25 protein-coding genes and 1 riboswitch are annotated in these 22,727 nt (G+C 38.4%); of the genes, 7 read left to right on the top strand and 18 right to left on the bottom strand.

The window, feature by feature from the left end:
- The first annotated feature begins 132 nt into the window (after positions 1 to 132).
- Genes FBR08_RS07970 through aat form a run of 3 tightly spaced genes read left to right on the top strand, consistent with a single transcriptional unit; the run spans position 133 to position 2,226 of the window.
- On the top strand, positions 133 to 1,005 hold the full coding sequence (locus tag FBR08_RS07970) for a flavin reductase family protein (RefSeq protein WP_158962244.1): 873 nt from the start codon (positions 133 to 135) through the stop codon (positions 1,003 to 1,005).
- 22 nt (positions 1,006 to 1,027) lie between these two features.
- The gene (locus tag FBR08_RS07975; protein WP_158962245.1) at positions 1,028 to 1,531 is read left to right on the top strand and encodes a DUF3127 domain-containing protein; all 504 of its coding nucleotides are present in this window, start codon (positions 1,028 to 1,030) and stop codon (positions 1,529 to 1,531) included.
- Positions 1,532 to 1,575: 44 nt separating this feature from the next.
- Complete coding sequence (gene aat, locus FBR08_RS07980; protein ID WP_158962246.1) at positions 1,576 to 2,226, top strand: leucyl/phenylalanyl-tRNA--protein transferase; 651 nt, start codon at positions 1,576 to 1,578, stop codon at positions 2,224 to 2,226.
- A 16-nt stretch (positions 2,227 to 2,242) separates the two neighbouring features.
- Here aat and FBR08_RS07985 read toward each other — a convergent pair whose 3' ends face one another.
- Genes FBR08_RS07985 through thiS form a run of 8 tightly spaced genes read right to left on the bottom strand, consistent with a single transcriptional unit; the run spans position 2,243 to position 8,881 of the window.
- Positions 2,243 to 2,953, bottom strand: coding sequence for a HesA/MoeB/ThiF family protein (locus FBR08_RS07985; RefSeq protein WP_199268643.1), 711 nt, complete (start codon positions 2,951 to 2,953; stop codon positions 2,243 to 2,245).
- Between the two features lie 10 nt (positions 2,954 to 2,963).
- Positions 2,964 to 4,079, bottom strand: coding sequence for a 2-iminoacetate synthase ThiH (gene thiH / locus FBR08_RS07990; RefSeq protein ID WP_158962248.1), 1,116 nt, complete (start codon positions 4,077 to 4,079; stop codon positions 2,964 to 2,966).
- Between the two features lie 2 nt (positions 4,080 to 4,081).
- On the bottom strand, positions 4,082 to 4,852 hold the full coding sequence (locus tag FBR08_RS07995) for a thiazole synthase (protein WP_158962249.1): 771 nt from the start codon (positions 4,850 to 4,852) through the stop codon (positions 4,082 to 4,084).
- Positions 4,849 to 5,469 carry a thiamine phosphate synthase gene (gene thiE, locus FBR08_RS08000; protein ID WP_158962250.1) on the bottom strand — a complete coding sequence of 207 codons (621 nt, stop codon included), beginning with the start codon at positions 5,467 to 5,469 and terminating at the stop codon, positions 4,849 to 4,851. The genes FBR08_RS07995 and thiE overlap by 4 nt, the downstream gene beginning before the upstream one ends.
- Complete coding sequence (locus tag FBR08_RS08005; RefSeq protein ID WP_158962251.1) at positions 5,462 to 6,214, bottom strand: hydroxymethylpyrimidine/phosphomethylpyrimidine kinase; 753 nt, start codon at positions 6,212 to 6,214, stop codon at positions 5,462 to 5,464. Before FBR08_RS08005 ends, thiE begins: the two co-directional genes overlap by 8 nt.
- On the bottom strand, positions 6,181 to 6,810 hold the full coding sequence (locus FBR08_RS08010; RefSeq protein WP_158962252.1) for a thiamine phosphate synthase: 630 nt from the start codon (positions 6,808 to 6,810) through the stop codon (positions 6,181 to 6,183). The genes FBR08_RS08005 and FBR08_RS08010 overlap by 34 nt, the downstream gene beginning before the upstream one ends.
- Position 6,811: 1 nt before the next feature.
- A complete protein-coding gene (gene thiC / locus FBR08_RS08015; RefSeq protein WP_158962253.1) occupies positions 6,812 to 8,629 on the bottom strand; it encodes a phosphomethylpyrimidine synthase ThiC in 1,818 nt (605 codons plus the stop codon).
- A 45-nt stretch (positions 8,630 to 8,674) separates the two neighbouring features.
- The gene (thiS, locus tag FBR08_RS08020; protein ID WP_158962254.1) at positions 8,675 to 8,881 is read right to left on the bottom strand and encodes a sulfur carrier protein ThiS; all 207 of its coding nucleotides are present in this window, start codon (positions 8,879 to 8,881) and stop codon (positions 8,675 to 8,677) included.
- Between the two features lie 62 nt (positions 8,882 to 8,943).
- Positions 8,944 to 9,040, bottom strand: a riboswitch (TPP riboswitch).
- A gap of 83 nt (positions 9,041 to 9,123) precedes the next feature.
- On the opposite strand from thiS, the gene FBR08_RS08025 reads away from it, so the two are divergent.
- Entirely contained in the window at positions 9,124 to 9,411 is a 288-nt protein-coding gene (locus tag FBR08_RS08025) for a hypothetical protein (RefSeq protein WP_158962255.1), read from the top strand.
- A 517-nt stretch (positions 9,412 to 9,928) separates the two neighbouring features.
- On the opposite strand, the gene FBR08_RS08030 is transcribed toward FBR08_RS08025, so the two are convergent.
- The 9 genes from FBR08_RS08030 to polA form a co-directional block, all read right to left on the bottom strand.
- Positions 9,929 to 11,095, bottom strand: a complete 1,167-nt coding sequence (locus tag FBR08_RS08030; protein ID WP_158962256.1) for a dicarboxylate/amino acid:cation symporter — start codon at positions 11,093 to 11,095, stop codon at positions 9,929 to 9,931.
- 88 nt (positions 11,096 to 11,183) lie between these two features.
- The gene (tsf, locus tag FBR08_RS08035) at positions 11,184 to 12,149 is read right to left on the bottom strand and encodes a translation elongation factor Ts (protein WP_158962257.1); all 966 of its coding nucleotides are present in this window, start codon (positions 12,147 to 12,149) and stop codon (positions 11,184 to 11,186) included.
- A 106-nt stretch (positions 12,150 to 12,255) separates the two neighbouring features.
- Complete coding sequence (gene rpsB / locus FBR08_RS08040; RefSeq protein WP_158962258.1) at positions 12,256 to 12,999, bottom strand: 30S ribosomal protein S2; 744 nt, start codon at positions 12,997 to 12,999, stop codon at positions 12,256 to 12,258.
- A gap of 140 nt (positions 13,000 to 13,139) precedes the next feature.
- On the bottom strand, positions 13,140 to 13,526 hold the full coding sequence (gene rpsI / locus FBR08_RS08045) for a 30S ribosomal protein S9 (protein WP_002987796.1): 387 nt from the start codon (positions 13,524 to 13,526) through the stop codon (positions 13,140 to 13,142).
- Complete coding sequence (gene rplM / locus FBR08_RS08050; RefSeq protein ID WP_158962259.1) at positions 13,526 to 13,981, bottom strand: 50S ribosomal protein L13; 456 nt, start codon at positions 13,979 to 13,981, stop codon at positions 13,526 to 13,528. The genes rpsI and rplM overlap by 1 nt, the downstream gene beginning before the upstream one ends.
- Positions 13,982 to 14,173: 192 nt before the next feature.
- Positions 14,174 to 14,752 (bottom strand): hypothetical protein, encoded by a 579-nt coding sequence (locus tag FBR08_RS08055; RefSeq protein ID WP_199268644.1) that lies wholly within the window; start codon positions 14,750 to 14,752, stop codon positions 14,174 to 14,176.
- 11 nt (positions 14,753 to 14,763) lie between these two features.
- A complete protein-coding gene (locus tag FBR08_RS08060; RefSeq protein ID WP_158962260.1) occupies positions 14,764 to 15,327 on the bottom strand; it encodes a 1-acyl-sn-glycerol-3-phosphate acyltransferase in 564 nt (187 codons plus the stop codon).
- 125 nt (positions 15,328 to 15,452) lie between these two features.
- Positions 15,453 to 15,785, bottom strand: coding sequence for a DUF805 domain-containing protein (locus FBR08_RS08065; RefSeq protein ID WP_158962261.1), 333 nt, complete (start codon positions 15,783 to 15,785; stop codon positions 15,453 to 15,455).
- Positions 15,786 to 15,844: 59 nt separating this feature from the next.
- Positions 15,845 to 18,655, bottom strand: coding sequence for a DNA polymerase I (gene polA, locus FBR08_RS08070; RefSeq protein ID WP_158962262.1), 2,811 nt, complete (start codon positions 18,653 to 18,655; stop codon positions 15,845 to 15,847).
- 256 nt (positions 18,656 to 18,911) lie between these two features.
- On the opposite strand from polA, the gene FBR08_RS08075 reads away from it, so the two are divergent.
- The 3 genes from FBR08_RS08075 (at position 18,912) to FBR08_RS08085 (ending at position 21,989) form a co-directional block, all read left to right on the top strand.
- Positions 18,912 to 20,087, top strand: a complete 1,176-nt coding sequence (locus FBR08_RS08075; protein ID WP_158962263.1) for a hypothetical protein — start codon at positions 18,912 to 18,914, stop codon at positions 20,085 to 20,087.
- Between the two features lie 296 nt (positions 20,088 to 20,383).
- Entirely contained in the window at positions 20,384 to 21,619 is a 1,236-nt protein-coding gene (locus FBR08_RS08080) for a metallophosphoesterase (RefSeq protein WP_158962264.1), read from the top strand.
- Positions 21,620 to 21,695: 76 nt separating this feature from the next.
- Positions 21,696 to 21,989 (top strand): thioredoxin family protein, encoded by a 294-nt coding sequence (locus FBR08_RS08085; protein ID WP_158962265.1) that lies wholly within the window; start codon positions 21,696 to 21,698, stop codon positions 21,987 to 21,989.
- Here FBR08_RS08085 and FBR08_RS08090 read toward each other — a convergent pair.
- Positions 21,984 to 22,595, bottom strand: a complete 612-nt coding sequence (locus tag FBR08_RS08090) for a polysaccharide deacetylase family protein (RefSeq protein WP_158962266.1) — start codon at positions 22,593 to 22,595, stop codon at positions 21,984 to 21,986. The genes FBR08_RS08085 and FBR08_RS08090 overlap by 6 nt on opposite strands.
- Positions 22,596 to 22,727 lie beyond the last annotated feature (132 nt).

Raw genomic sequence — 22,727 nt, forward strand, 5'->3', positions numbered from 1 at the left:
CAGGCCTAGGCGATAATGATTGGATTAAAAAAAGAAAAATAGCACTTCAAGTAGGTGTTTGTATCTCGTCTTTTTTTGTGGTTCAATCTGCTTTTATTACCTTTACTCGTCTACCTAAAAAGAAGAAATAAAATGAAAACAATAAACCCAAAAGACATTTCGACTGTTGAATTACAAGGTTTTTTACAAGGGTCAGTAGGTCCAAGGCCTATTGCGTTAGCCAGTACAGTTGATGCTGATGGAAAACCAAATTTATCCCCGTTTAGCTTTTTTAACTTATTTAGTGCTAATCCGCCCATCTTAGTGTTTTCACCTTCAAGACGCGTTCGAGATAACACATGTAAACATACGTTGTTCAATGTTCAAGCAACGATGCAAGTGGTGATTAATGTGGTAAATTATGATATGGTTCAACAAACCTCACTATCGAGTACAGAGTACAAAGATGGGGTGAATGAGTTTGTAAAGGCTGGTTTTACAATGATTGAATCGGAAGAAGTTCGCCCATTCCGCGTAAAAGAAAGTCCAGTTCAGTTTGAGTGTATTGTTCAAGAAGTAATAGGATTGGGAACAGAAGGCGGTGCAGGAAATTTAGTCATCTGCGAGGTGGTAAAAATGCACATTGATGAGGCTATTTTGAATGATAAAGGAGGCATTGATCAGCATAAAATTGATTTGGTTTCTCGTATGGGAGGCAATTGGTACAGTCGTGCGAATAAAGGACTGTTTGAAGTGGAAAAACCTTTGACAACCTTAGGACTAGGTGTTGATATTATTCCACAAGACGCAATTGACAGTTTAGTGTTTTCAGGAAATGATTTGGGAATCCTTGGAAACGTGGAGCACTTGCCAACAGAGCAAGAAATTCAGGCGTTTTTAGAAGCAAATCCTCAAGCAAATGAAATCGTTCAATCGGGTGATTTAGAAAAGAAATTTAGACAGGCTAAAAAGTATTTAGAGGAAAATAATGTACCTTTGGCTTGGAATATGATTTTAGCAAAGTAACAATCAGGAAAAAAAAGATATAATGGAAGTAATAGGAAGAATTAAGGTGATTGGGCAGCCACAAGATATTAGCTCAAGCTTCAGAAAAAGAGAAGTTGTGGTTACTACTGAAGAACAATATCCACAAGATATTTTAATTGAATTTACACAAGATAGAGTAAATTTACTGGATACTTATCAAGTAGGAGAACCAGTAAAAGTGTCGATTAATTTAAGAGGAAGAGAGTGGACATCTCCACAAGGTGAAGTGAGATATTTCAATACTATTCAAGGATGGAGAATTGAAAGAAATATGCCTGCACAAGGAATGGGCCAGCCAATGGGTCAACCCGTGCAGAATCAATATATGCAACAACCGAATATGGGGCAACCTGCACAGCAAGCTGGAGGATTTAACCAAAATTACCAAGGTAATCAAGGTACGCAAAACCAGTATGCACAGCAAGCACCACAGGCACCACAAACGCCACAATTCCCTCCAGCTCCGTCATTCACGGAAGAGGATCACGACGATTTACCATTTTAAATAACAGGAATCCCTAATCAATCGATTGGGGATTTTTTTTCGCTATGATTGCAATTTTAGATCCGAATTACTTAGGTTTTCCTCCAGTTGATACAGCACATGAATCGGGCATTTTAGCCATCGGAGGTGCTCTTACTGTTGATTGGTTGCTTTTAGCTTATAAACACGGTGTGTTTCCGTGGTTTGAAGATGGGGAACCAATTACTTGGTGGGCGCCTAACCCTAGAATGGTAGTTGATCCCCTGTCGTTTAAGCCCTCAAAAAGTATGCGAAATATTCTGAATCGAAACGTATTTCAGGTAACTTTCAATACCCAATTTGAGACGGTAATTACACAGTGTCAACAGGTAAAAAGACAAGGACAAAACGGTACGTGGATTACCGATGAAATGTTAGATGCGTATTGTCAATTGCATCAATTGGGTTATGCTCATTCTGTGGAGGTATGGCAAGATGGTACACTCGTCGGTGGTTTATATGGTGTTGATATAGGACATGGTGTTTTCTGTGGTGAGAGTATGTTTTCTTTGGTGTCCAATGCCAGTAAAGTAGCCTTTCACCGGTTGATACAAAAGCTCAAAGATGAAGGTGGTCGATTGTTAGACTGTCAAGTGTATAATCCCCATTTAGCATTACTAGGCGCTGTGGAAATTCCCCGGGATATTTATATGGAGTATTTACACGGTAAAAAATAAAGAGGAGATCCGGACGTTAAAAAGCTAACGTCTGAATCTTCCAATTTAAGGTATCAATCAACAGCAACTGATTGCGCAACGGATGAACACCTAAAATGACTTTGAGTGTTTCTTGAGCCATCATTAAGCCAATAATACCCGGAAAGGTTCCCAATACTCCATGTAAGCTGCAATTGGGAATATCTCTAGGATCGGGTGCCTCAGGAAAGATATCCCGTAGATTTTTTGATTTTTGATGGTTGAATACAGCTAGTTGGCCCTGATATCCTAAAAGGGTTCCATAGATTAAAGTTTTGTTTAGCTGTACACAGGCATCATTGACTAAATAACGTGTAACAAAATTATCCGTACCATCCACAATATAATCATAAGAGGAGAATAGTGATTCAACAGTCTCCTTGGTTACCTTTTCTCGGTAAACCTGAAAATTAATATGCGGATTGAGCTGCGTAATGCGCTTGGCCGCAACATCTACTTTGTACTGTCCAAGATCGTTTTCTGTATAGAGAATCTGACGATGTAAGTTGTGTAGCTCTACCTGATCATAGTCAACCACACCTAAATATCCCACTCCAGAGGTTGCTAAATAGGTGAGAATGGGAGACCCCAATCCACCCGCCCCAACAACTAATACCCGCGCTTCTTTTATTTTTAGTTGTCCAGTTGTTCCAACTTCAGCTAGATTCATCGGGCGACTATAGCGCAAAAAATCGTGTATCTCCAACATAGTAAGACAATTAAAAATTAGCATAACTCTGATTCCAATCGGTCCATACAGGATCATATCCTTTGGATTGAATCAGTTGATAAATGGTGGCTGTTGATCGATTGTCGCAAATCTCGAATTGGGCAAGCGAGTCCTGATCAACACTATACCCTCCTGGATTGGTTTTAGACCCCGCACTCATAGCGGTAACTCCTAATCCAATGACGTGATCTCGAAATAGTTCACTTTCTCGTGTTGAAATAGAGAGCTCTACATCTTCATTCCAAATGCGATAGGCAAACATCAATTGGAGTAAATCAATGTCTTCCATGATGAAATTGGGCTCTACATTTCCTTCAGCAGGGCGCAATCGAGGAAAGGAAATCGAATATTTGGTCTTCCAGTACTTCTTCTGAAGGTAATCGAGATGCAAAGCGGTGAAAAAACTATCGACACGCCAATCTTCTAGCCCGAGTAATACACCCAAGCCTATTTTGTGTATACCCGCTTGTCCAATGCGATCAGGTGTTTCTAAGCGATAGCGGAAATTGGATTTTTTCCCTTTGGGATGATATTGTTTATATACGGCTTCGTGATAGGTTTCTTGATACACCAAAACAGCATATACCCCCAATTGGGCCAAAACCTCGTATTCATCTTGTTCTAAAGGTTGTACCTCGATGGATATCGTCGAAAATGAAGGGCGTATTTGTTTAATCGCTTGTTCAAAATACTGAAGATTTACCGTGTGATTGGCTTCTCCTGTTACTAGTAAAATATGATCATACCCTTGACTTTTGAGTAGGTGAATTTCGCGTTCAATTTCGATTGGCGTTAATGTTTTTCTGGGAATTTTGTTGTCAATACTAAAGCCACAATAGGTGCAGATATTATGGCATTCATTGCTCAAATACATAGGGGTATAAAGCTGAATGGTTTTGCCAAATCGCTTGTGTGTCAATTGTTGGCTGAGTTGAGCCATTTGTTCTAAGAAAGGACGAGCTGCAGGTGAAATCAGATGGATAAAATCAGAGAGATCTCGTTTCGGTTTGCGCAAGCTTTGCATCACCTGATAGGATGTTGTTTCGCTTATTTGCTTCTGAATCGTCTGCCAATCGTATGTTGTATAGATATCGTAAAACGTCATAGCTATTGATACAAAAAAGAGGTTAAAGGACTGGATGCATGGGCGTGATTTTGGATAGCACCTAATTGAGCTTCATAAGCCATTCGCCCTGCTTGTACAGCTTGTTGAAAGGCTTTGGCCATTTGAACTGGATCTCCAGCAACGGCAATAGCTGTATTGACTAAAACGGCATCTGCACCTAATTCCATGGCTTTTGCTGCATCAGAAGGAGCTCCAATACCCGCATCAACAATAACAGGAACACGACTGTTTTCAATAATGATTTCCAAAAAGTCGATTGTTTTCAATCCCTTGTTGGTTCCTATTGGAGAACCCAAGGGCATGACAGCTGTCGTTCCAACTTCCTCTAATCGCTTGCACAATACGGGATCTGCGTGAATATAGGGCAAGACAAAAAAACCTTGTTTCGCTAGTTCCTCCGTCGCTATTAAGGTTTCTATGGGGTCGGGTAATAAATATTTCGGGTCAGGATGAATTTCTACTTTCACCCAGTTGGTTTCTAAAGCTTCACGCGCCAATTGTGCTGCTAGTATAGCTTCTTTAGCATTTCTTGCTCCTGAGGTATTAGGTAATAAATGCAAATGCGGGTGATTCAAATGGGCAAGTAGGGCATTGTTTTCCTGTTTTAAATCCAATCGCTTGAGGGCAACCGTTATGAATTCCGTTCCACTAGCTAAAGTAGCAGCCTCCATTTGAGCATTGGATCCGTATTTGCCTGTACCTAAGAATAGGCGAGAGTGAAAGGTTTTATCTCCAAGTTGTAGTGGTTTCATAAAAAGTAGGTGTTTAGTTGTTGTATGATAGGCTGAGGGTGTTGGCCTTGATGGAGTAAACTAGATATCGCTATACCAGATACCCCCAGTTGTTCTAATTGGGCGACATCTTCTAATGTAATGCCTCCAATAGCAACGATAGGTGTTTTTCTTTCTTCAGCAGTTAGGGCCTCTATTAACTTTTTATACCCCTCAAAGCCTAAAAGGGGACTTAAATTTTTCTTGGTTGATGTATAGCGAAAAGGACCTAATCCGATGTAATCACAGGATGCTGCTATTCGCTGTTGGACATCCAAGAGTGTATTCGCTGTTCCGCCTATTATTTTATTTGGCAATGCTAGACGAGCGGTAGCTATTGCAGTATCTTGAAGACCGAGATGCACGCCGTCAGCATCAATAGCTCGGGCTAAATCGACATGGTCGTTAATGATTAATGTGGCCTGATACGTGTCACAAAGGATTTTAACCTGCTCGGCGGTTTTCCATCGAATGGATGTTAGCGTGTCTTTAAATCGGAATTGAATCCAGCGTTGACCTCCATCTAAAACGGATTCGATGTGATACAATTGCTCTTGAGGGGTATCACCTTGACTGATGTATTGAATTGGATTAAACATGATATGCAAGTAAAGTTGAATTGGATTCCAATAGTTTTTCGACGTATTTCTTTGCTTTTCGCACGGCTAGGTATAAAGGATCTCCCAAAGCAATATGACTGGCAATAGCTGAGGATAACACACAACCTGTGCCGTGTTTCGTGATGGGATACACACATTGAGGATAAAACGAATGGATTTCATCTGACATAAACAATTGGTCAACGGCTTTAGTTTTTGGGTGATGTCCACCTTTGAGTAAAACCGCGCAAGAAGAACGAAGCGATTGAGCCTTTTCTTGAGGAGTATCCGCTGTACTAATCAATTGATCCATTTCCAAATAATTTGGAGTAATTAAATCAATTTGGTTGAGTATTGACTCTAGTGTCTGACTGTCAATCTTCGTAGTAAAATCAAAATGAGTGCTCGAGCGCAAAACAGGATCCCAAACAATAAAAGCACGAGGGCAATATTGTTTAATGACAGGGAGGTAGTGTAAGAGCTCTTCGCCTGATTCCACAATACCAATTTTGATTACTTTTGGTTTGTATCGTTCCAAAAGTGCTTTAAGTTGTTGGAGAACGCAATGGCGTTTCTCCCAACGAATCGCTTCAAATGTATCTTCTGTTTGAATGGTATTCGCACTAAGAATACCTAAGCCATAGACTTGATGACTTTCAAAGGTTTTTATATCGGCGAGTATACCAGCTCCCCCAGAGGGATCAAATCCAGCTATGGAAAGAGCAAAAGGTCTTGTTTGTAACATAAATCAAAAATTTTTAACGGTTCTTCCGCTTGCCAAAGCGCGCCAAGAAGTGCAAAATCAGTAAAACCCATGGAGCGAATCGCAGGAAGATGATTGGGGGTAATACCCCCTAAGGCTACTGTTTTTATCCAAGGGTAGTTCCACTCCTGTAAAAAGGCGGACCAATCTATTGTGGGATGGTAGTCTTTTTTTGAGATGCTGCTAAAAATAGGGCTGAGAAAAACGCGTTGATGGCTTGTTGATAACTTCTCGCATTCGGTGAGGTTATGAACACTTGTTGACAAATAGGGCATCTTTAGCGGACAGTTATTAACAAATGAACAATTAGTTGTTGATAAGTGGGCGAATTGTGCCTTTAAGCTGTTGATAAGTTCGATGTATTGTTGGAAAACTTGTCCATTATTGTTCATAACTGATGGAGGAATGTGAATAACCAACCGATTGCTATGTTGATAACTTATATTTTGTACCCATCTCTGAAGCGCGTCAAAAGTGAAATGTGGCTTTCGAATATGCAAAAGAGGTAAGCCTCTTTCCAACATCTCATTGGCGAGGCTTAACTCTTGTGAATGATATGCTGGGGTTATCACGACCATTTTACAAGTAAATTTCTTTTCCTGTTTTGATAAATTCGGCTGACATGTCTTTCATTCCCTGCGCCGCAGTATCTCGAATCTCTTGAGAAATTTTCATTGAACAGAATTTTGGACCACACATGGAGCAGAAGTGTGCTACTTTAGCGGCATCTGCAGGTAAAGTCTCATCGTGAAATTCTCGCGCTGTATCAGGATCTAAGGATAGATTGAATTGATCTTCCCAACGGAATTCAAAACGAGCTTTACTCAAGGCATTATCTCGGTATTGTGCACCTGGATGACCTTTGGCCAAATCCGCGGCATGCGCTGCTAGCTTGTAGGTAATCACCCCGTCTTTCACGTCTTTTTTATTGGGTAAACCCAAGTGTTCTTTTGGCGTTACATAACACAGCATGGCCGTTCCATACCATCCAATCATCGCTGCGCCAATAGCTGAGGTAATGTGGTCGTATCCTGGTGCAATGTCTGTAGTTAGAGGGCCTAAGGTATAAAAAGGCGCTTCTCCACAATCGCGCAGTTGCTTTTCCATATTCTCTTTAATCAGGTGCATCGGTACATGCCCAGGCCCTTCAATCATCACCTGAACATCGTGTTTCCACGCTATTTTGGTCAATTCACCGAGAGTTTCTAGTTCTGCAAATTGAGCCGCATCATTGGCATCTGCAATAGAACCTGGTCTCAATCCATCCCCTAGTGAAAAAGCAATATCGTACTTTTTCATAATTTCACAGATTTCCTCAAAATGCGTATATAAAAAGTTCTCTTGATGGTGAAATAAACACCATTTGGCCATGATGGATCCCCCTCGAGAAACAATACCCGTTACGCGCTGAGCGGTTAAGTGGATATAGCGCAAGAGTACGCCGGCGTGAATCGTGAAATACGATACCCCTTGCTCGGCCTGTTCGATTAACGTGTCCCTGAAAATTTCCCAGGTCAACTCTTCGGCAACTCCTTTTACTTTTTCCAACGCTTGGTAGATGGGAACGGTTCCAATCGGGACGGGTGAATTGCGAATAATCCATTCGCGGGTTTCGTGTATGTTTTTCCCTGTTGACAAATCCATAATGGTATCTGCTCCCCATCGGCACGCCCAAACCGCTTTTTCTACTTCTTCTTCAATGGTTGAGGTAACAGCGCTATTTCCAATGTTAGCATTGATTTTAACTAGGAAATTGCGTCCAATAATCATAGGTTCACTCTCCGGGTGATTGATGTTATTGGGAATAATGGCTCGCCCTGAAGCAATTTCATCGCGCACAAACTCAGGAGTAATATAGTTTTTTGGCGTATTGGCGCCAAAACTATTTCCTGGATGTTGCTGTTTCAGTGCTGGAGAAACGGTATCTAGTTGCTCCAAGCGTTGATTTTCTCGAATTGCTACATACTCCATTTCAGGAGTAATAATCCCTTGCTTCGCATAGTATAGCTGGGTTACATTCTTTCCTGTTTTTGCTACTTTAGGTTTATGGGTAAATTCAAAACGCAAATGATCTAAAGTAGGATCTTCCGCTCTTTTTTGTCCGTAAAGTGAGGTGAGGTTCTCTAATATCTCTACATCTTGTCGATCTAAAATCCAAGATTCTCTCAAACGAGGCAATCCCTTTTTGATGTTGATGTCGATTTGCTCATCTGTATAGGCACCTGAGGTGTCATAAACCGTTACAGGTGGGTTTTTTTCTGTTTCACCTTTGCTGAGCTTCGTGTCGTGTAAGGTGATTTCGCGCATGGCTACGCGAATAGGAAATAGCTTGCCCTCTACGTAAATCTTCTTGGAGTTGGGAAAAGGGGTTTGGGAAATTTTTTCGTGTTGTTCCATGTTTACTTATTTACTTTTAGTTTGTACTGATCAAATAAAATGGAATCAACCGCCTTGGGTAGCTGTGATAATTAAAATATCATCTGCCTCGGATAAGAGATAGGTACTCCAATCCGATTTGGAAATAACCGTAGCGTTCACCGCAACAGCAATGCCTTTTTGTTGGGTTGTGCCGTGTAAATTGAGCAAAGCCTCGATGCTAATTTGCGTCTGTTCAAAGTGAAATTTCTGATTGTTGATGTGTAGTTCCATTCCTTGTTATTTTGAATATAAAACTTTAGGAATGCCTACACGCTAGTACAGAATGTACCAAATGAAGTCATCTCACTTTTCCCTACGCTAGTATGAACTAGATCAGGTTCAAAGGGTAAAATCTCAGCCTACGCAATGTAGACACCCCTAAAGTTGGAAGCAAATATAGGAATTATTTCATGGGAAGCAAGTTTTGTTTAGTTAAGCCAGAATGTTGTATCTTGTTTTGCAAATTAAGGAACATGAAAAAATCAGAAGCTAAATTCATTGAAAATTGGAAAAGGAAAATAGAAATTGGACGATTGAGATATGGCTTTATTGAGGGGAGTATTTTTGGATTGATTGTTGGGCTATTTACCATGTTGTCATCCTTGCTATTTGACGATTTTACTATTGTTCTTGGGATACAACTGGTATATTATTTTATCATTTGGATGTTAGGAGGTGTGCTCGGTTATTGGACAATCATGTGGGAAGTTAATATGTATTATTATAAACACTTCCTAAAAAAGAATGGACTTGAGGAATAACGGGGTAGGGCTTGATTGCTGAAAGAATTGTCATTACAAAAGCATGATGAGAAGAAGTATCTGATAGAAAATCCAAGTATAGATTTTTTGTATGTTGCTACAAAACAAAAGGATAATGCCTTTACAGGTTGTTTTAATTATTTGACACAACCTGATAAAGAGATAGGATTAAAGTTTTGTTTATCTATGAAGAATGGAATCGTAAACCAGGATATACAGATTATTTGTAGCGAACGTTGTTGATGAAGAAGAAAATCTCTTGGGATGAGCGTATAACAGTAATACGGCTATTGGAACGTTATAATTTTGATCCTAATTTTCTTGAAATGATGGGGAAGATAATTAAGAAAATAGATGGCGCAGTGAAAAACTGTCAGTAATTAAAAGACTGTTATCTATTGTTACATAAAAGGATTGAGTCAAAAATAAAAAGATCGATAACTTCTTTGAAGTTATCGATCTTTTTATTTTGTATAATTGAGTTTTGATTAGTGGAAATTAAACAAAGGTTGGTTCTTTACCCTGGTTGTTTTGAACTAATCTTATCAACAATCAGGGCAATCGCACCATCTCCCATTACATTACAAGCCGTACCAAAACTATCCATGGCAACATATAAAGCAATCATCAGTGTTTGTTGTTCGGTACTAAAACCTAAAACAGACTGTAATACTCCTAAGGCAGCCATAATAGCTCCACCGGGTACTCCGGGAGCAGCAATCATGGTTACACCCAGCATAAAGATAAAGCCAATCATCGCCAAAGGATCGATAGGTGTTTGTTGAATGAGCATCAAGGCGATGGCACAAGCGACAATTTTAAGCGTACTTCCCGCTAGGTGAATGGTTGCACAAAGGGGGATAACGAAACCGGCAATTTTGGGGTTGACATCATTCTTTAGCGTAGATGCTAAAGTAACCGGAATGGTTGCTGCAGAAGATTGTGTTCCCAAAGCCGTAAAATAAGCTGGTAACATGCGCTTCATTAAAAGAAATGGATTTCGCTTCGTTAGTAAACCCGCAATACAATATTGAAAGACTAAGAATATGATATGAAGGGCGAAGATCACGCCAATAATTTTCAAGAAGGTTTCCAATACTACAAAAACTTGACCACTATAGGTCATGTTCAAAAACACACCGAAAATAAAGAGGGGTAAGAAAGGAATAATCACCTTCTCGATTACTGTCATGATAATAGTTTGAAACTCGTTAAAAACACCCTTTAAATGCGTAAATGGGCCTTTAGAAATGCATATCCCGACAATGAAAGCCAAGATTAGGGCGCTCATCACATCAAATAGAGGAGGAATTTCAATAGAAAAGTAGGGGCTTAGTGTTTTTTCCGCTTCAATTGCTAATTGCGTCGATTGAGAATGAAGGAATTGTGGAAAAATACTAATCGAGACAGCATAGGAACTAAAACCAGCTAAGAGCGTAGATCCATAAGCTAACCCTGTAGTTAGTAACAATAGTTTACCCGCTTCTTTGCCAATATTGCCTATAGCGGGAATAATCAACCCCACGATAATTAGTGGAATAATAAAGCTTAAAAAATTCCCAAAGATGCTATTGAACGTGCTGAAAACTCTACCTATTTCCAACGGAAGTTTATCGCCTAAATAGGTCCCTAGGGCTATGGCAATGACAATTTGTAATAATAAGCTGTTTTTGATGAGTTTCATATTTTTTTGTTTAAAAATACGAAAATAAATAAAAAAACCTCAAACATTTTGTTTGAGGTTTGATATTTTAATTTTTTTAGGAAAAATACTATCCTAATGAAGCTCTTTTGAATCCTGTGATTTCAACACCAAAAGATTGAACATAGTCCGACACTTTTTTAGCCTCATCTTTAATGAAGTTTTGGTCTAATAAAGCTTTCTCTTGATCTAAAGTTGTGTTGTCACTGATGAAACGTTGAATTTTTCCTGGTAAGATTCTGTCCCAGATGTTTTCTGGTTTACCTTCCGCTTTTAATTCTGCTTTAGCATCTTCTTCCGCTTGTTTTAATACTTCTTCAGTAAGTTGAGCGTAAGAAATATATTGAGGTACATTTTTAAGTGTTTTACCTAAACGTACTAATTCTTCGTTTTCTTTAACGATAACAGCAATACGAGCTTCTGTTTCTTTTGCGATGAATTCAGCATCAAAATCTTTGTAAGATAAAGTGTCTGCTCCCATAGAAGCAACTTGCATAGAAACGTCTTTTGCAATTTCGTCCGCTTTAGCTACAGCAGCAGATAATGCAGTGATAGCAGCGATTTTGTTTCCGTGAACATAAGAACCGATGAAAGCACCTTCTAATATTTCGAAAGAACCGATTTCGATTTTCTCACCAATAACTCCTGTTTGCTCGATACATTTATCAGCAATAGTCATAGTGTCATTGTAAGCAGAAGCTAAGAATTCTTCTTTTGTATTGAAGTTGATAGCTTTTTCAGCTAATTCTTTTGCTAAAGCTTGGAAACCTTCGTTTTTACCTACGAAGTCAGTCTCACAGTTTAATGTGATAACAACTCCTCTAGTTTTGTCCGCATTAACAACAGCTACAGCAGCACCTTCTGATGAGTCACGGTCAGAACGGTTAGCAGCAACTTTTTGTCCTTTTTTACGTAAAACTTCGATAGCTTTATCGAAATCTCCTTCAGCCTCAACTAAAGCTTTTTTACAGTCCATCATTCCGGCACCTGTTTGTTGTCTTAGCTTGTTTACGTCAGCAGCAGTAATATTCGCCATTTTAGTGATCTTTTAAAGAGTTAATAAATTAAAAAAGTCGTTATTGACAGTTGAATACAAAGGTAAACATCTATCAGCATAACGACTTTATGATATTGTTAAAAAATTATGCTTTAGCTTCAGCATCCGCTTTTACAGCTGGAGCTTCTTCTTTTTCAGTTTTTCTTTCTGCATTACCTTCGATAATAGCAGAAGTCACTAAAGATAATATTTTATCGATTGATTTAGAAGCATCATCGTTTGCTGGTATAACGTAATCAACTTGACGTGGATCAGAGTTCGTATCTACCATAGCGAAGATCGGAATGTTTAATTTTTGTGCTTCTTTAATCGCAATGTGTTCAGCTTTAATATCTACAACAAATAGAGCTGCTGGTAGACGAGTCATGTCAGCAATAGAACCTAAGTTTTTCTCTAATTTTGCACGAAGACGCTCAACTTGTAAACGCTCTTTCTTAGAAAGCGTCATAAATGTACCGTCTTTTTTCATTCTATCAATAGAAGCCATTTTCTTAACAGCTTTACGGATAGTAACGAAGTTTGTTAACATACCACCTGGCCATCTTTCAGTGATGTAAGGCATGTTAGCTGCAGCTGCTTTTTCAGCTACGATGTCTTTCGCTTGCTTTTTTGTAGCAACGAAAAGGATTTTTCTTCCTGATGCAGCGATTTTTTTCAAAGCTTCATTCGCTTCTTCAATTTTAGCTGCTGTTTTATATAGATTGATAATGTGAATACCATTACGCTCCATATAGATGTAAGGAGCCATGTTTGGATCCCATTTTCTAGTCATGTGTCCAAAGTGAACACCTGCTTCTAGTAATTCTTTAACTTCTACTTTGTTTGCCATTTTCTAATAGTTTACGTTCTGTTACTTTAGCAATGATTCAGTAGCGATTGCTCGGTCTCAACCATTTAGATGCTAAACTACTTCTTACAAAAAATGCAAGTGCGCAACAAAAACCTAGATTTTTTAATAATAAATAAATATTAACGTTTAGAGAATTGGAATCTCTTACGAGCTTTTTTCTGACCGAATTTCTTACGCTCAACCATACGAGGGTCACGAGTCAATAATCCTTCTGGTTTAAGAACTGCTCTGTTCTCAACATCAATTTCGCACATCGCTCTAGCAATTGCCATACGCACTGCCTCAGCTTGTCCTGTCGTTCCACCACCGTATACATTTACTTTGATGTCAAAGTTCTCAGCGTTCTCAGTAAGTGTAAGAGGCTGTAATACTTTGTACTGTAATGTACCTGTAGGGAAATAAATTTTAAAATCTTTTTTGTTTACTGTAATGTTTCCTGTTCCTTCTGAAACATAAACACGAGCTACAGCGGTTTTTCTTCTACCGATTTTGTGAATAACTCCCATTACTTAACTTCGTTTAAATTAACGGCTTTAGGTTGTTGAGCGCCATGTTTGTGCTCAGTTCCTACATTAACATTTAAATTACGGAATAATTGTGCTCCTAATTTGTTCTTAGGCAACATCCCTTTGATTGCTTTCTCTACTAATAATGCAGGATTTTTTTGTTGCATTACTTTAGCAGTTAAAGATCTTTGTCCTCCTGGGTAACCTGTATGACGGATGTAAGTCTTGTCATCTAATTTGTTACCTGTTAGGTTGATTTTTTCTGCGTTGATTACGATTACGTTGTCTCCACAGTCTACGTGCGGCGTGTAATTTGTCTTGTGTTTACCTCTTAAAAGTGTTGCCACTTTAGAAGCAAGACGACCCAAATTTTGGCCTTCAGCATCTACAACTAACCATTCTTTTTGAACAGTCGCTTTGTTTGCTGATACAGTCTTGTAGCTTAAACTTTCCACAATAATTTTGTATTTAATTAAACATTCCATTCCCAATAAAGGGAGTGCAAAATTACATAATTTCTTTTATTATACAAATCCATACTGCTGTTTTTTGCTTTTATTTGCATTTAACAAGCTGAGTTGTAATTTGTTTGAACAGATTAACCCCTCCTTTTTTAGCTTCTAAACAAACGGAAAAAATAAGATTATCTATAAATTGTAGCTTACTTTGTCGCAAGTTTTGAACTGAGATGCTTCTAATTCTTTCAAACCGAGTGCTTTTCTCCTGGTATTGACAGCTTCTTTGTCCGTTAAACAAGGTTGTCCAAATTGACCCCCATACGGTAAAGGTAATCCCCTTACCCAATAATGTTTGTCTATGATTAAAGCAAAAACTTCGGGATTCATTCGCCCTATTTGTACTTCATTTAAAAATAAGTGATAGGCTGATTCCTGTTCGACTAGTTTTTCTGGATTGTGCAAGAGGATCGAAAAAGCAGCTAGTTTGACACACTCTTCTTGATAGTACGCTTTGCCTAGTAGTAATTCATTGGGCATGCCGTGTATTTTGACAAAATCAACGAGCTTCGCAAAGTGGATTGAATCTAGTTTTAGCAGTACTTCTCGGTTTACTGCATTGAAAGCTCGTTCTCGTATTCCTTGATCTGATCCATACCATTGACAAAGTTGAAAAGCAAGCTTTGCTTGTGCTGATGTTGACTGGGGTTGTGTACTCTTGCATTGCAGAAAGAGCAGTGTCATACAAAACAAGAAAACGCTTCTTTTCATCGTATTGAGGTTTAATATAGTTTAGGATTGTAATTCTCAGGGTACTTCGCCATCTCTGCGTTATAGTAAGGGGCAATTTCATCAAGTAATTGTTCAAAGGATTTGTCTTCTACTCTGACTAATTTTACAATGCCACATTGCTTTTTCTTGTAATCCGCATAGCACAAAGCAATAGGGATGTCAGTTTGTCTTGCGATGTGATAGAACCCTTGTTTCCACTTTTCCGAATAGGAACGAGTCCCTTCGGGTGTATTGATTAAAGCAATGGTGTCCGCCTCTTCGATTATTTGAACTGCATATTCTACTAAATTCTGACTTTTCGTACGGTCAACGCCAATACAGCCAAGGGCTTTAAAGAAGAAACCAAACCAGGATTTCGTATAATAATCCTTGATGAACATTTTAAAAGGCATGCCTAAAATCCAAAAACAGGCCAAGCTGTAATAAAAGTCCCAGTTGGATGTGTGGGGTACACAAATGAGAATACTCTTTTTTTCTTGTTTGAACGATTCGTCGTGTACTACAAGCTTCCATCCCGTAATAGCCAACATAATTTTGCCCAATAGTTTTTTCATCGCCTTGATTTAAAATGAAGTACAAAAGTAAGTTTTAATTCCAAACAATCTCCACTTGGGACAAATCAGGATAAAAAAAAGGGCTATTCTATTCGAATAACCCTTTAATTGATCAGATGAAATCCTTAAGCATTTGCTTTAGGATCCGCTCCGTATTCATTATCTCCTTTAGTTCCTTCTGTAGCAGCCAGAATAAGGCTGTAAATAGGAATAAGGCAATACCATCCGTTTTTATTAACATCGTGCATTCTTCTAACGGCTACTGCAATTGTTGGTACAAGTACCGCAAGAGCGTAAATATTTCCAAGGATGCCTGATTCAAATACTAATCCACTTACAAAGCCCAGTACAAATGAGATAATACAGTTAAATAGTACAAAATACCAAAATTCACTTCTGCGTGCTCTACCATTGAAGTTTGCGTAGTTTTTTAAAACACTAACATAATAATTAATCATAGGTTCTCTTTTTTTAAATTTTATGCAAATTTACATAAATTAATATGGTATCCTAAGTGTTAATGTGCAATTAACCAATTTTCTCCAATTCCGAGGTCAACAACTAAAGGAACCTCCAAGGTGAAAGCACTTTCCATTTCTTTCTTGACCATAGACTGCAAGGCATCTAATTCTTCTTTGTGTGCATCAAACACCAACTCATCGTGTACTTGTAGCAACATTTTAGATTTCCATTGCTCATTGACTAGTCGTTGGTGAATAGCAATCATGGCAATTTTAATAATATCGGCAGCACTTCCTTGGATTGGTGCATTTACTGCGTTTCGTTCTGCCGCACTGCGCACCACTGCATTCTGCGAGTGGATGTCTTTTAGGTAGCGTCTTCGACCTAAGATTGTTTGTACATATCCGTTTTCTCGAGCAAATTCGATTTGCTGAGCGATATAATCCTTGAGTTTTGGGTAAGTTTCATAATAGGCGTCAATCAATTCTTTACTTTCAGCACGTGATAAATTTGTTTGATTACTCAAGCCAAAGGCAGAAACCCCATAGATAATACCGAAGTTTACCGTTTTGGCGTGACTTCGCTGTTCTTTGGTTACCTCTTCTAATGGAACGTTGAATACACGTGCCGCTGTTGAGCGGTGAATGTCTTCCCCTTTTTTAAAGGATTCGATCATATTCGGTTCTTGACTTAAGGCTGCAATAATACGCAACTCAATCTGAGAGTAATCCGCTGCCATTAACACGTAATTTTCATCACGTGCAACAAACGCTTTTCGTACCAAACGCCCGCGTTCTGTTCGAATTGGGATGTTTTGTAGGTTTGGATTGTTTGAACTCAAACGTCCCGTTGCTGCTACAGCTTGCATGTATTCTGTGTGTACGCGATTGGTAACAGGGTTAATCTGCTTGGGCAAAGCATCCACATAGGTATTTTGTAACTTAATCAACTGACGCCAGTTCAAAATATCTTGTACAATAGGATTTTTTGCAGCTAAATCACTTAAAATTTCTTCACCTGTAGCGTATTGCCCTGTCTTTGTTTTCTTAGGTTTTGAACCGCCAATCTGCAATTTTTCGAAGAGTATGTCACCCAATTGTTTAGGAGAGGCTAGGTTAAATGTTTCGCCTGCAGTTTCGTAAATCGCCTGCTCTAATTGCTTGATATCGCTATCTAAGGTAGTTGATAAAGTGTGTAAAAACTCGACGTCTAGGCGAATCCCTTCATTCTCCATATCTGCTAATACTGAAACTAAGGGAATTTCAATATCGCGGAATAATTGCGCCGTCTGAGTGGCTTCTAGCTGAGGTAAGAATACCTGTTTTAGTTGGAATGTTACATCCGCATCTTCTCCTGCGTATTCTTTGGTTTGTTCAACCTCGACCTCGCGCATGGACTTTTGATTTTTGCCTTTTTTGCCAATTAAGGACTCAATGGGTTGAGGGGTATAGTTTAAATAGGTCTCTGCTAAGACATCCATGTTGTGACGCATATCTGGATTAATCAAATAGTGCGCAATCATCGTGTCAAACAACGGGTGGTTGACCTGGATATCGTATTGTTTTAAAACCTTAATGTCGTATTTTAAGTTTTGCCCAATCTTTTCAATACTCGTTGATTCAAAGAAAGGCTTGAAGTGTTCTAGCGTTTCTAAGACTTCAATTTTATTTTCTGAAAGTGGTACGTAAAAGGCCGTTCCCTTGTCAAAAGAAAATGCAATACCCACTAATTCTGCTGTTAAAGGATCTAAACCAGTGGTTTCTGTGTCAAAACAAACACTGGTTTGTTGCATTAACTGCTGAGCTAATAAGCGAATAGCCATCGGAGATTGTACCAGTTGATAGACGTGTTGTGTCGTCTCTAAGGTTTGGTATGGTGACTGTGTGCCATTGCCCTCTGCGGTGTCAAATAGAGAAAATTGTTCCTCTTGATTTGCCACTTGTATAGGTAGGTTAGTGGTCGTTGCCGTATTCTGAGGTGCAGAAGAGAAAATTCTGTCAAATTGCTCCTTCATTCTCCTAAATTCTAACTCAACGAATAGCGCATCTGTTTTTTCAACATCAGGTTGTTCTAAGATGTAGCTATCTGCATGAAAGGTTACAGGACAATCTAAGATAATCGTCGCTAATTTTTTAGAAAGCAACCCTTTTTCTTTATTGGCTTCTATATTTTCTTTCATTTTCCCCTTTAATTCATGAGTATGAGCTAAAAGGTTTTCCATAGATCCGTATTCTTTGATGAATTTTTTTGCTGTCTTTTCACCAACACCGGGTAATCCTGGTATATTGTCTACCGCATCTCCCATCATACCCAAAAAGTCAATTACTTGCTCTGGATGATCTACTTCAAATTTTTCTTTTACTTTTTCAACATCCCAGATTTCAATCCCATTGCCCATTCGAGCAGGGCGGTACATGACGATATTATCTGAAACAAGCTGTGCGTAATCTTTATCAGGTGTAACCATATACACCATGAAATCTTCTTTTTCTGCTTGTTTAGAGATGGTTCCAATTAAATCATCAGCCTCAAAACCAGAAACTTCAATAATGGGAATATGCATGGCTTTCAAAATCGCTTTGATGTAAGGCACTGCAATTTTAATCGCTTCAGGTGTTGCATCTCGGTTGGCTTTGTATTCGGGGAAGATAGCTAAGCGATCCTTACTCCCTCCATTGTCAAAAGCAACAGCTAAGTGATCGGGATTTTCTCTTTTGATGACATCTAAAAGTGAATTCATAAACCCTAAAACCGCAGAGGTATCTAATCCTTTTGAATTGATCCTAGGGTTTTTAATAAGCGCGTAATATCCTCTAAAGATTAAAGCATAAGCGTCTAGTAAAAAAAGACGTTTTTGTTGAGCCATTGAATGATGGTTTAATTTAATACTGAATGAAATTCAAAGATAGTGATTTTGTTTTGCTAAGCGTGTAGTGCTACAAGGTGAATGAATGGATTTTTCCGTTAAATACAAGGAGATGTAGTATGGGGTTGGTTTATTTTTTTTAGTGATTTGTGTGTATTTTTTTAGGTTGTTGAGTTATTTTGTTGATTTAAAATTGGTTTTATTAAATAATTATTAATAGACTTGTGAGTTGTTTATTAATAAAAAAGATAAATTTATGAAAAAAATTCACCTTAAATTAGGAGTTTTAGCTCTAGCGGCTTCGGGATTACTAACAACCGCAGCTTGTTCAAGTGACGATCACAATTACCTTAAAAAAGACGATAAAGAAAATCCTATACCAGAAGACGGAGAAGAGGAGGAAGGACCTGATGATTCAGTAGCGGCGGCTACGTTAAAAGTAGAGATTGTTTCGGTAGGAGAAGAATCGGTTACATTTAAGTTAGCAGCAGAAAATGCGAAGAAAGTATACTATTTAATTCAAGAAAAAGGAGTTGAAGCAACAGCAGAACTTGTTCAAGAACAGGGGATAGCGGTAGATAATCTTGTAGCAGAACAAACGGCGGAAGGATTAGATCCGGATACAGAATACGTCTTGTACGCGGTTGCATTAAATGCAGAGGATATAGCAACTTTTAATGCGAGAGGAATTGAGTTCAAAACACAGAAAAAAGTTGATGTAAGTATTACTTTGACTAATATTGATGCTACGCATGAACGTGTTATGTTTACATTAACTCCAGTAGGAGCAGTAAAAGCGCGCTATATGGTCGTAGAGAAAAGTACAGTGGAAGGAAGAGAAGTAACAGCTGAAGAAGTGCTAGAAGAAGGTTCAAACATTATGAATCTAAATCAACCGAGTAACTTGAAACCAAAAGTGGCACATGCTAATACAGATTATGTCATTTTTGCTGCTGGATTGTCTGCAACAGGAGCAACGGTAATCGTGAGTGAAGAGGTTCGTACAAAAGATGAGTCAGAAGCACCTGTTGATGAAGAATTAAAAGTCATGACAAATATGAACTTCGTTGGAGATGAGGTAGGGCATACGGTTGCGTATTACTTGTACTTATCAAATGATCAATTGGACGTACAATTTACTGTAGCTGCTGCTCAAGCCGATGAAGATATTTTAAAAGAAGGGCGTTATATCCGCAATGCAAGCCAAGGACCAGGAAGGCCAGGAGCAGATGAAGTAGGCAAATCCTTCAAAATCTTAAACAAAGGAACAGGTGCACTAGATACGGATATTGATTACGGTGAAATTAGAATTACAAAAACATCAGCTACGGAATATAAAGTAGAGATCGATATGGTGAGAAGAACGGATGTGACCAAGCGTTTCAAAGCCCTATTTAACGGTGTTCCTGTGAGAGGAGAACCTAGACCTTAATTTAAAAAGTAAATTCGTTTATTATCAGTTAGTAAAAGAGGGTGTCCCAAAAGGTCATCCTCTTACTTTTTATATAAAAACGGTTTTTCTGATTTCAATTAAGATTTAACGCATTTAGAATGCATTTTAGTTTTAGGCTGTTTTATTTTTGTTTAAGGAGTTGTTTTTTAGACGGCCTCTTTTTTTGGATGTAAAACAGACAAAATCTCCATTTTTTCAGCAAGGCTATTAATCTTTGTTAAAGATATTTTGATACGTTAGACAAAAAACTAACTTTGTTACTTATAGCTTTTACTATGTTGAATTTAGCATTCTTATTACCTGTTTTACTGTTGGTTGAATTTTATACCTATCAAGCGGTAAAGCAATTGACCCATCATAAGTTTTTTCGATTATTATACTTTATTTGTTCCGCGCTGATTGTAGCCTATATTGCCTACGGATTCTCTCGTTTTGATCGCGCATCGGGACAAAATCACCAGTCCATGTTAGCCGCTGCCTTGATTGTTTTAGTGTATTTGCCTAAAGTACTAATCACAGTGTTGTTGTTACTAGAAGATGTCGTGCGTGTATTGCGTGGTATCGTACACTATTTTAGAAGAGAAAAAATAAGCAAGAAGGATAGGTTTCTTCCAGAGCGAAGAAAGTTCATCACACAGTTGGCTTTTGGAATAGCAGCCCTTCCTTTTATTTCTGTCTTACACGGAATTACAATCGGACGCTATAAATTTCAAGTACACAAGCACATCTTGACGTTTGACGATTTGCCCGAGGCTTTTGATGGCTTTACGATTACCCAGCTTTCGGATATTCATTCAGGGAGTTTTGACAATCGCGAGAAATTAGAATACGCCATTGATTTAGTGAATCAGCAACAGTCGGATGTATTGTTGTTTACAGGTGATTTAGTAAATAGCTTAGCTAGTGAGATGACGCCTTGGCTAGATGTTTTTCAAAAAATAGAACAACATCCTTTTGGGAATTACTCTATTTTAGGTAATCACGATTATGGAGAATACATCCAATGGGACACAGATGAAGAACGCGAGCGCAACTTTAAGGCGATTTGTACTTTGAGTCCCGCAATTGGATTTACTTTATTGCGCAATGAAAATGTACGCTTGCGAAAGGGAGAGGATAGTCTGGTTCTTGTTGGAGTTGAAAATTGGGGTGAACGCGCTCATTTCATGAAGTATGGAGACCTGGATCAAGCAACAAAAGGCGTGCAAGCTGATGATTTTAAAGTGTTATTGACACATGATCCTTCGCATTGGGAAGCTAAAGTATGGGAGCATCCGAAAAACTTTCAATTGACTTTATCAGGACATACGCATGGCAGTCAGTTTGGAATCGAAATCCCAGGTTTTATTAAATGGAGTCCAATTCAATATGTCTACAAGCAATGGGCAGGACTATATGAAAAGATGGGAAAAATGATTTATGTTAATCGAGGATTTGGTTATCACGCTTACCAAGGACGAACAGGAATTTGGCCCGAGATAACGGTTATCGAATTGCGAAAGAAAAAATAGTTTATTTTGATAAAATATAATATTTTTGTAAGAATAGGTTGTTAAAGAACAAGTAAAACTAGTAACGGAGAGGTTTATGTCAAAATATGGAGATTTAGTAACAGCAGAAGTGCCTGTTTTGGTGTATTTTTATGCCCAATGGAATGAAGCATGTACAGCTATGGACGCTGTAATCTATGAAGTGGCAGCTGCTATGGGGGATCAATTGCGTATCGTTAAAATTGATGTGGCAAAAAATCAAGAGTTAATCGATGCTTTGCGAATTAAGCAAGTTCCTACGATGCTATTGTACAAAAAGGGGGCCATGATTTGGAGGCAAAGTGGAAGTATGGAAACAGAAGCGCTACTCAGCGTGACTAAAACACTATAATGTAGCAAAGAAATAACCTTCCTTTTTTAGGTATTCAATAAGTAAAGGAAGTGTGTATTTCATATTCTTTTCTGCTTTTAAGCTATCGTGAAAGACGATTATACTTCCTGGTACAAGTTGTCTAATAGTGCGCGCTAAACATCGCTCAGGACTGATAGTTGAACTATAGTCTTTGGTGAGGATAGACCACATGATTATTTCATATCCTTTATCTAGAATATAATTAGCCTGTTTCTTTGTTATTTTTCCATAAGGAGGACGAAATAACGAAGTGGTAGCTTTAGCGTGTTTGACAATTTCTTGTTGACACTGTTCTACATCAGCGATATAATCCCTGATTTCAGTTTTCCATCCCTTGAGGTGATGGAAAGTATGATTCCCTATTTGATGCTGTTCTGCAAGAATCCGTTGAAATATCACAGGGTGTTTGCTAATATTGTCTCCAATACAAAAAAAAGTAGCTTTTACCTGATGTTGCCTTAACATATCCAATACCCATTCTGTCACTTCAGGTATAGGCCCGTCGTCAAAGGTTAAGTAAATAACTTTGTCTTGTTTGGGCTTGTGCCAAGTATAACGGGGGAAAAGAAAGGGAAAGATGCGCATGAATCAAAGATAAGAAAATTGGTTTATATTTTGTGAGGTTTGCTCTTTGTGAGGTTTATCTCATTGGTTACTATTTTATTTTCGTATTCGATGAATCTACGCTACGCTACGATTTGTACTTTGTGAGAGGCA

Origin of the sequence: Myroides fluvii (assembly GCF_009792295.1) — a bacterium.
GTDB lineage: Bacteria > Bacteroidota > Bacteroidia > Flavobacteriales > Flavobacteriaceae > Flavobacterium > Flavobacterium fluvii_A.

Excerpts from the sequence above, each read along its gene's own strand:
- FBR08_RS08075 (WP_158962263.1), top strand. The coding sequence starts at position 18,912 with ATGAAAAAAATTCACCTTAAATTAGGAGTTTTAGCTCTAGCGGCTTCG.
- FBR08_RS08010 (WP_158962252.1), bottom strand. The coding sequence starts at position 6,810 with ATGGTCGTGATAACCCCAGCATATCATTCACAAGAGTTAAGCCTCGCC.
- FBR08_RS08005 (WP_158962251.1), bottom strand. The coding sequence starts at position 6,214 with ATGTTACAAACAAGACCTTTTGCTCTTTCCATAGCTGGATTTGATCCC.
- thiC (WP_158962253.1), bottom strand. The coding sequence starts at position 8,629 with ATGGAACAACACGAAAAAATTTCCCAAACCCCTTTTCCCAACTCCAAG.
- FBR08_RS07975 (WP_158962245.1), top strand. The coding sequence starts at position 1,028 with ATGGAAGTAATAGGAAGAATTAAGGTGATTGGGCAGCCACAAGATATT.
- FBR08_RS08060 (WP_158962260.1), bottom strand. The coding sequence starts at position 15,327 with ATGAAAAAACTATTGGGCAAAATTATGTTGGCTATTACGGGATGGAAG.
- FBR08_RS08090 (WP_158962266.1), bottom strand. The coding sequence starts at position 22,595 with ATGCGCATCTTTCCCTTTCTTTTCCCCCGTTATACTTGGCACAAGCCC.
- FBR08_RS08065 (WP_158962261.1), bottom strand. The coding sequence starts at position 15,785 with ATGATTAATTATTATGTTAGTGTTTTAAAAAACTACGCAAACTTCAAT.
- FBR08_RS08025 (WP_158962255.1), top strand. The coding sequence starts at position 9,124 with ATGAAAAAATCAGAAGCTAAATTCATTGAAAATTGGAAAAGGAAAATA.
- rpsB (WP_158962258.1), bottom strand. The coding sequence starts at position 12,999 with ATGGCAAACAAAGTAGAAGTTAAAGAATTACTAGAAGCAGGTGTTCAC.
- aat (WP_158962246.1), top strand. The coding sequence starts at position 1,576 with ATGATTGCAATTTTAGATCCGAATTACTTAGGTTTTCCTCCAGTTGAT.
- polA (WP_158962262.1), bottom strand. The coding sequence starts at position 18,655 with ATGGCTCAACAAAAACGTCTTTTTTTACTAGACGCTTATGCTTTAATC.
- FBR08_RS07985 (WP_199268643.1), bottom strand. The coding sequence starts at position 2,953 with ATGTTGGAGATACACGATTTTTTGCGCTATAGTCGCCCGATGAATCTA.
- thiE (WP_158962250.1), bottom strand. The coding sequence starts at position 5,469 with ATGTTTAATCCAATTCAATACATCAGTCAAGGTGATACCCCTCAAGAG.
- tsf (WP_158962257.1), bottom strand. The coding sequence starts at position 12,149 with ATGGCGAATATTACTGCTGCTGACGTAAACAAGCTAAGACAACAAACA.
- thiS (WP_158962254.1), bottom strand. The coding sequence starts at position 8,881 with ATGGAACTACACATCAACAATCAGAAATTTCACTTTGAACAGACGCAA.
- FBR08_RS07970 (WP_158962244.1), top strand. The coding sequence starts at position 133 with ATGAAAACAATAAACCCAAAAGACATTTCGACTGTTGAATTACAAGGT.
- FBR08_RS08055 (WP_199268644.1), bottom strand. The coding sequence starts at position 14,752 with ATGAAAAGAAGCGTTTTCTTGTTTTGTATGACACTGCTCTTTCTGCAA.
- FBR08_RS08030 (WP_158962256.1), bottom strand. The coding sequence starts at position 11,095 with ATGAAACTCATCAAAAACAGCTTATTATTACAAATTGTCATTGCCATA.
- FBR08_RS07995 (WP_158962249.1), bottom strand. The coding sequence starts at position 4,852 with ATGAAACCACTACAACTTGGAGATAAAACCTTTCACTCTCGCCTATTC.
- rpsI (WP_002987796.1), bottom strand. The coding sequence starts at position 13,526 with ATGGGAGTTATTCACAAAATCGGTAGAAGAAAAACCGCTGTAGCTCGT.
- FBR08_RS08085 (WP_158962265.1), top strand. The coding sequence starts at position 21,696 with ATGTCAAAATATGGAGATTTAGTAACAGCAGAAGTGCCTGTTTTGGTG.
- FBR08_RS08080 (WP_158962264.1), top strand. The coding sequence starts at position 20,384 with ATGTTGAATTTAGCATTCTTATTACCTGTTTTACTGTTGGTTGAATTT.
- thiH (WP_158962248.1), bottom strand. The coding sequence starts at position 4,079 with ATGACGTTTTACGATATCTATACAACATACGATTGGCAGACGATTCAG.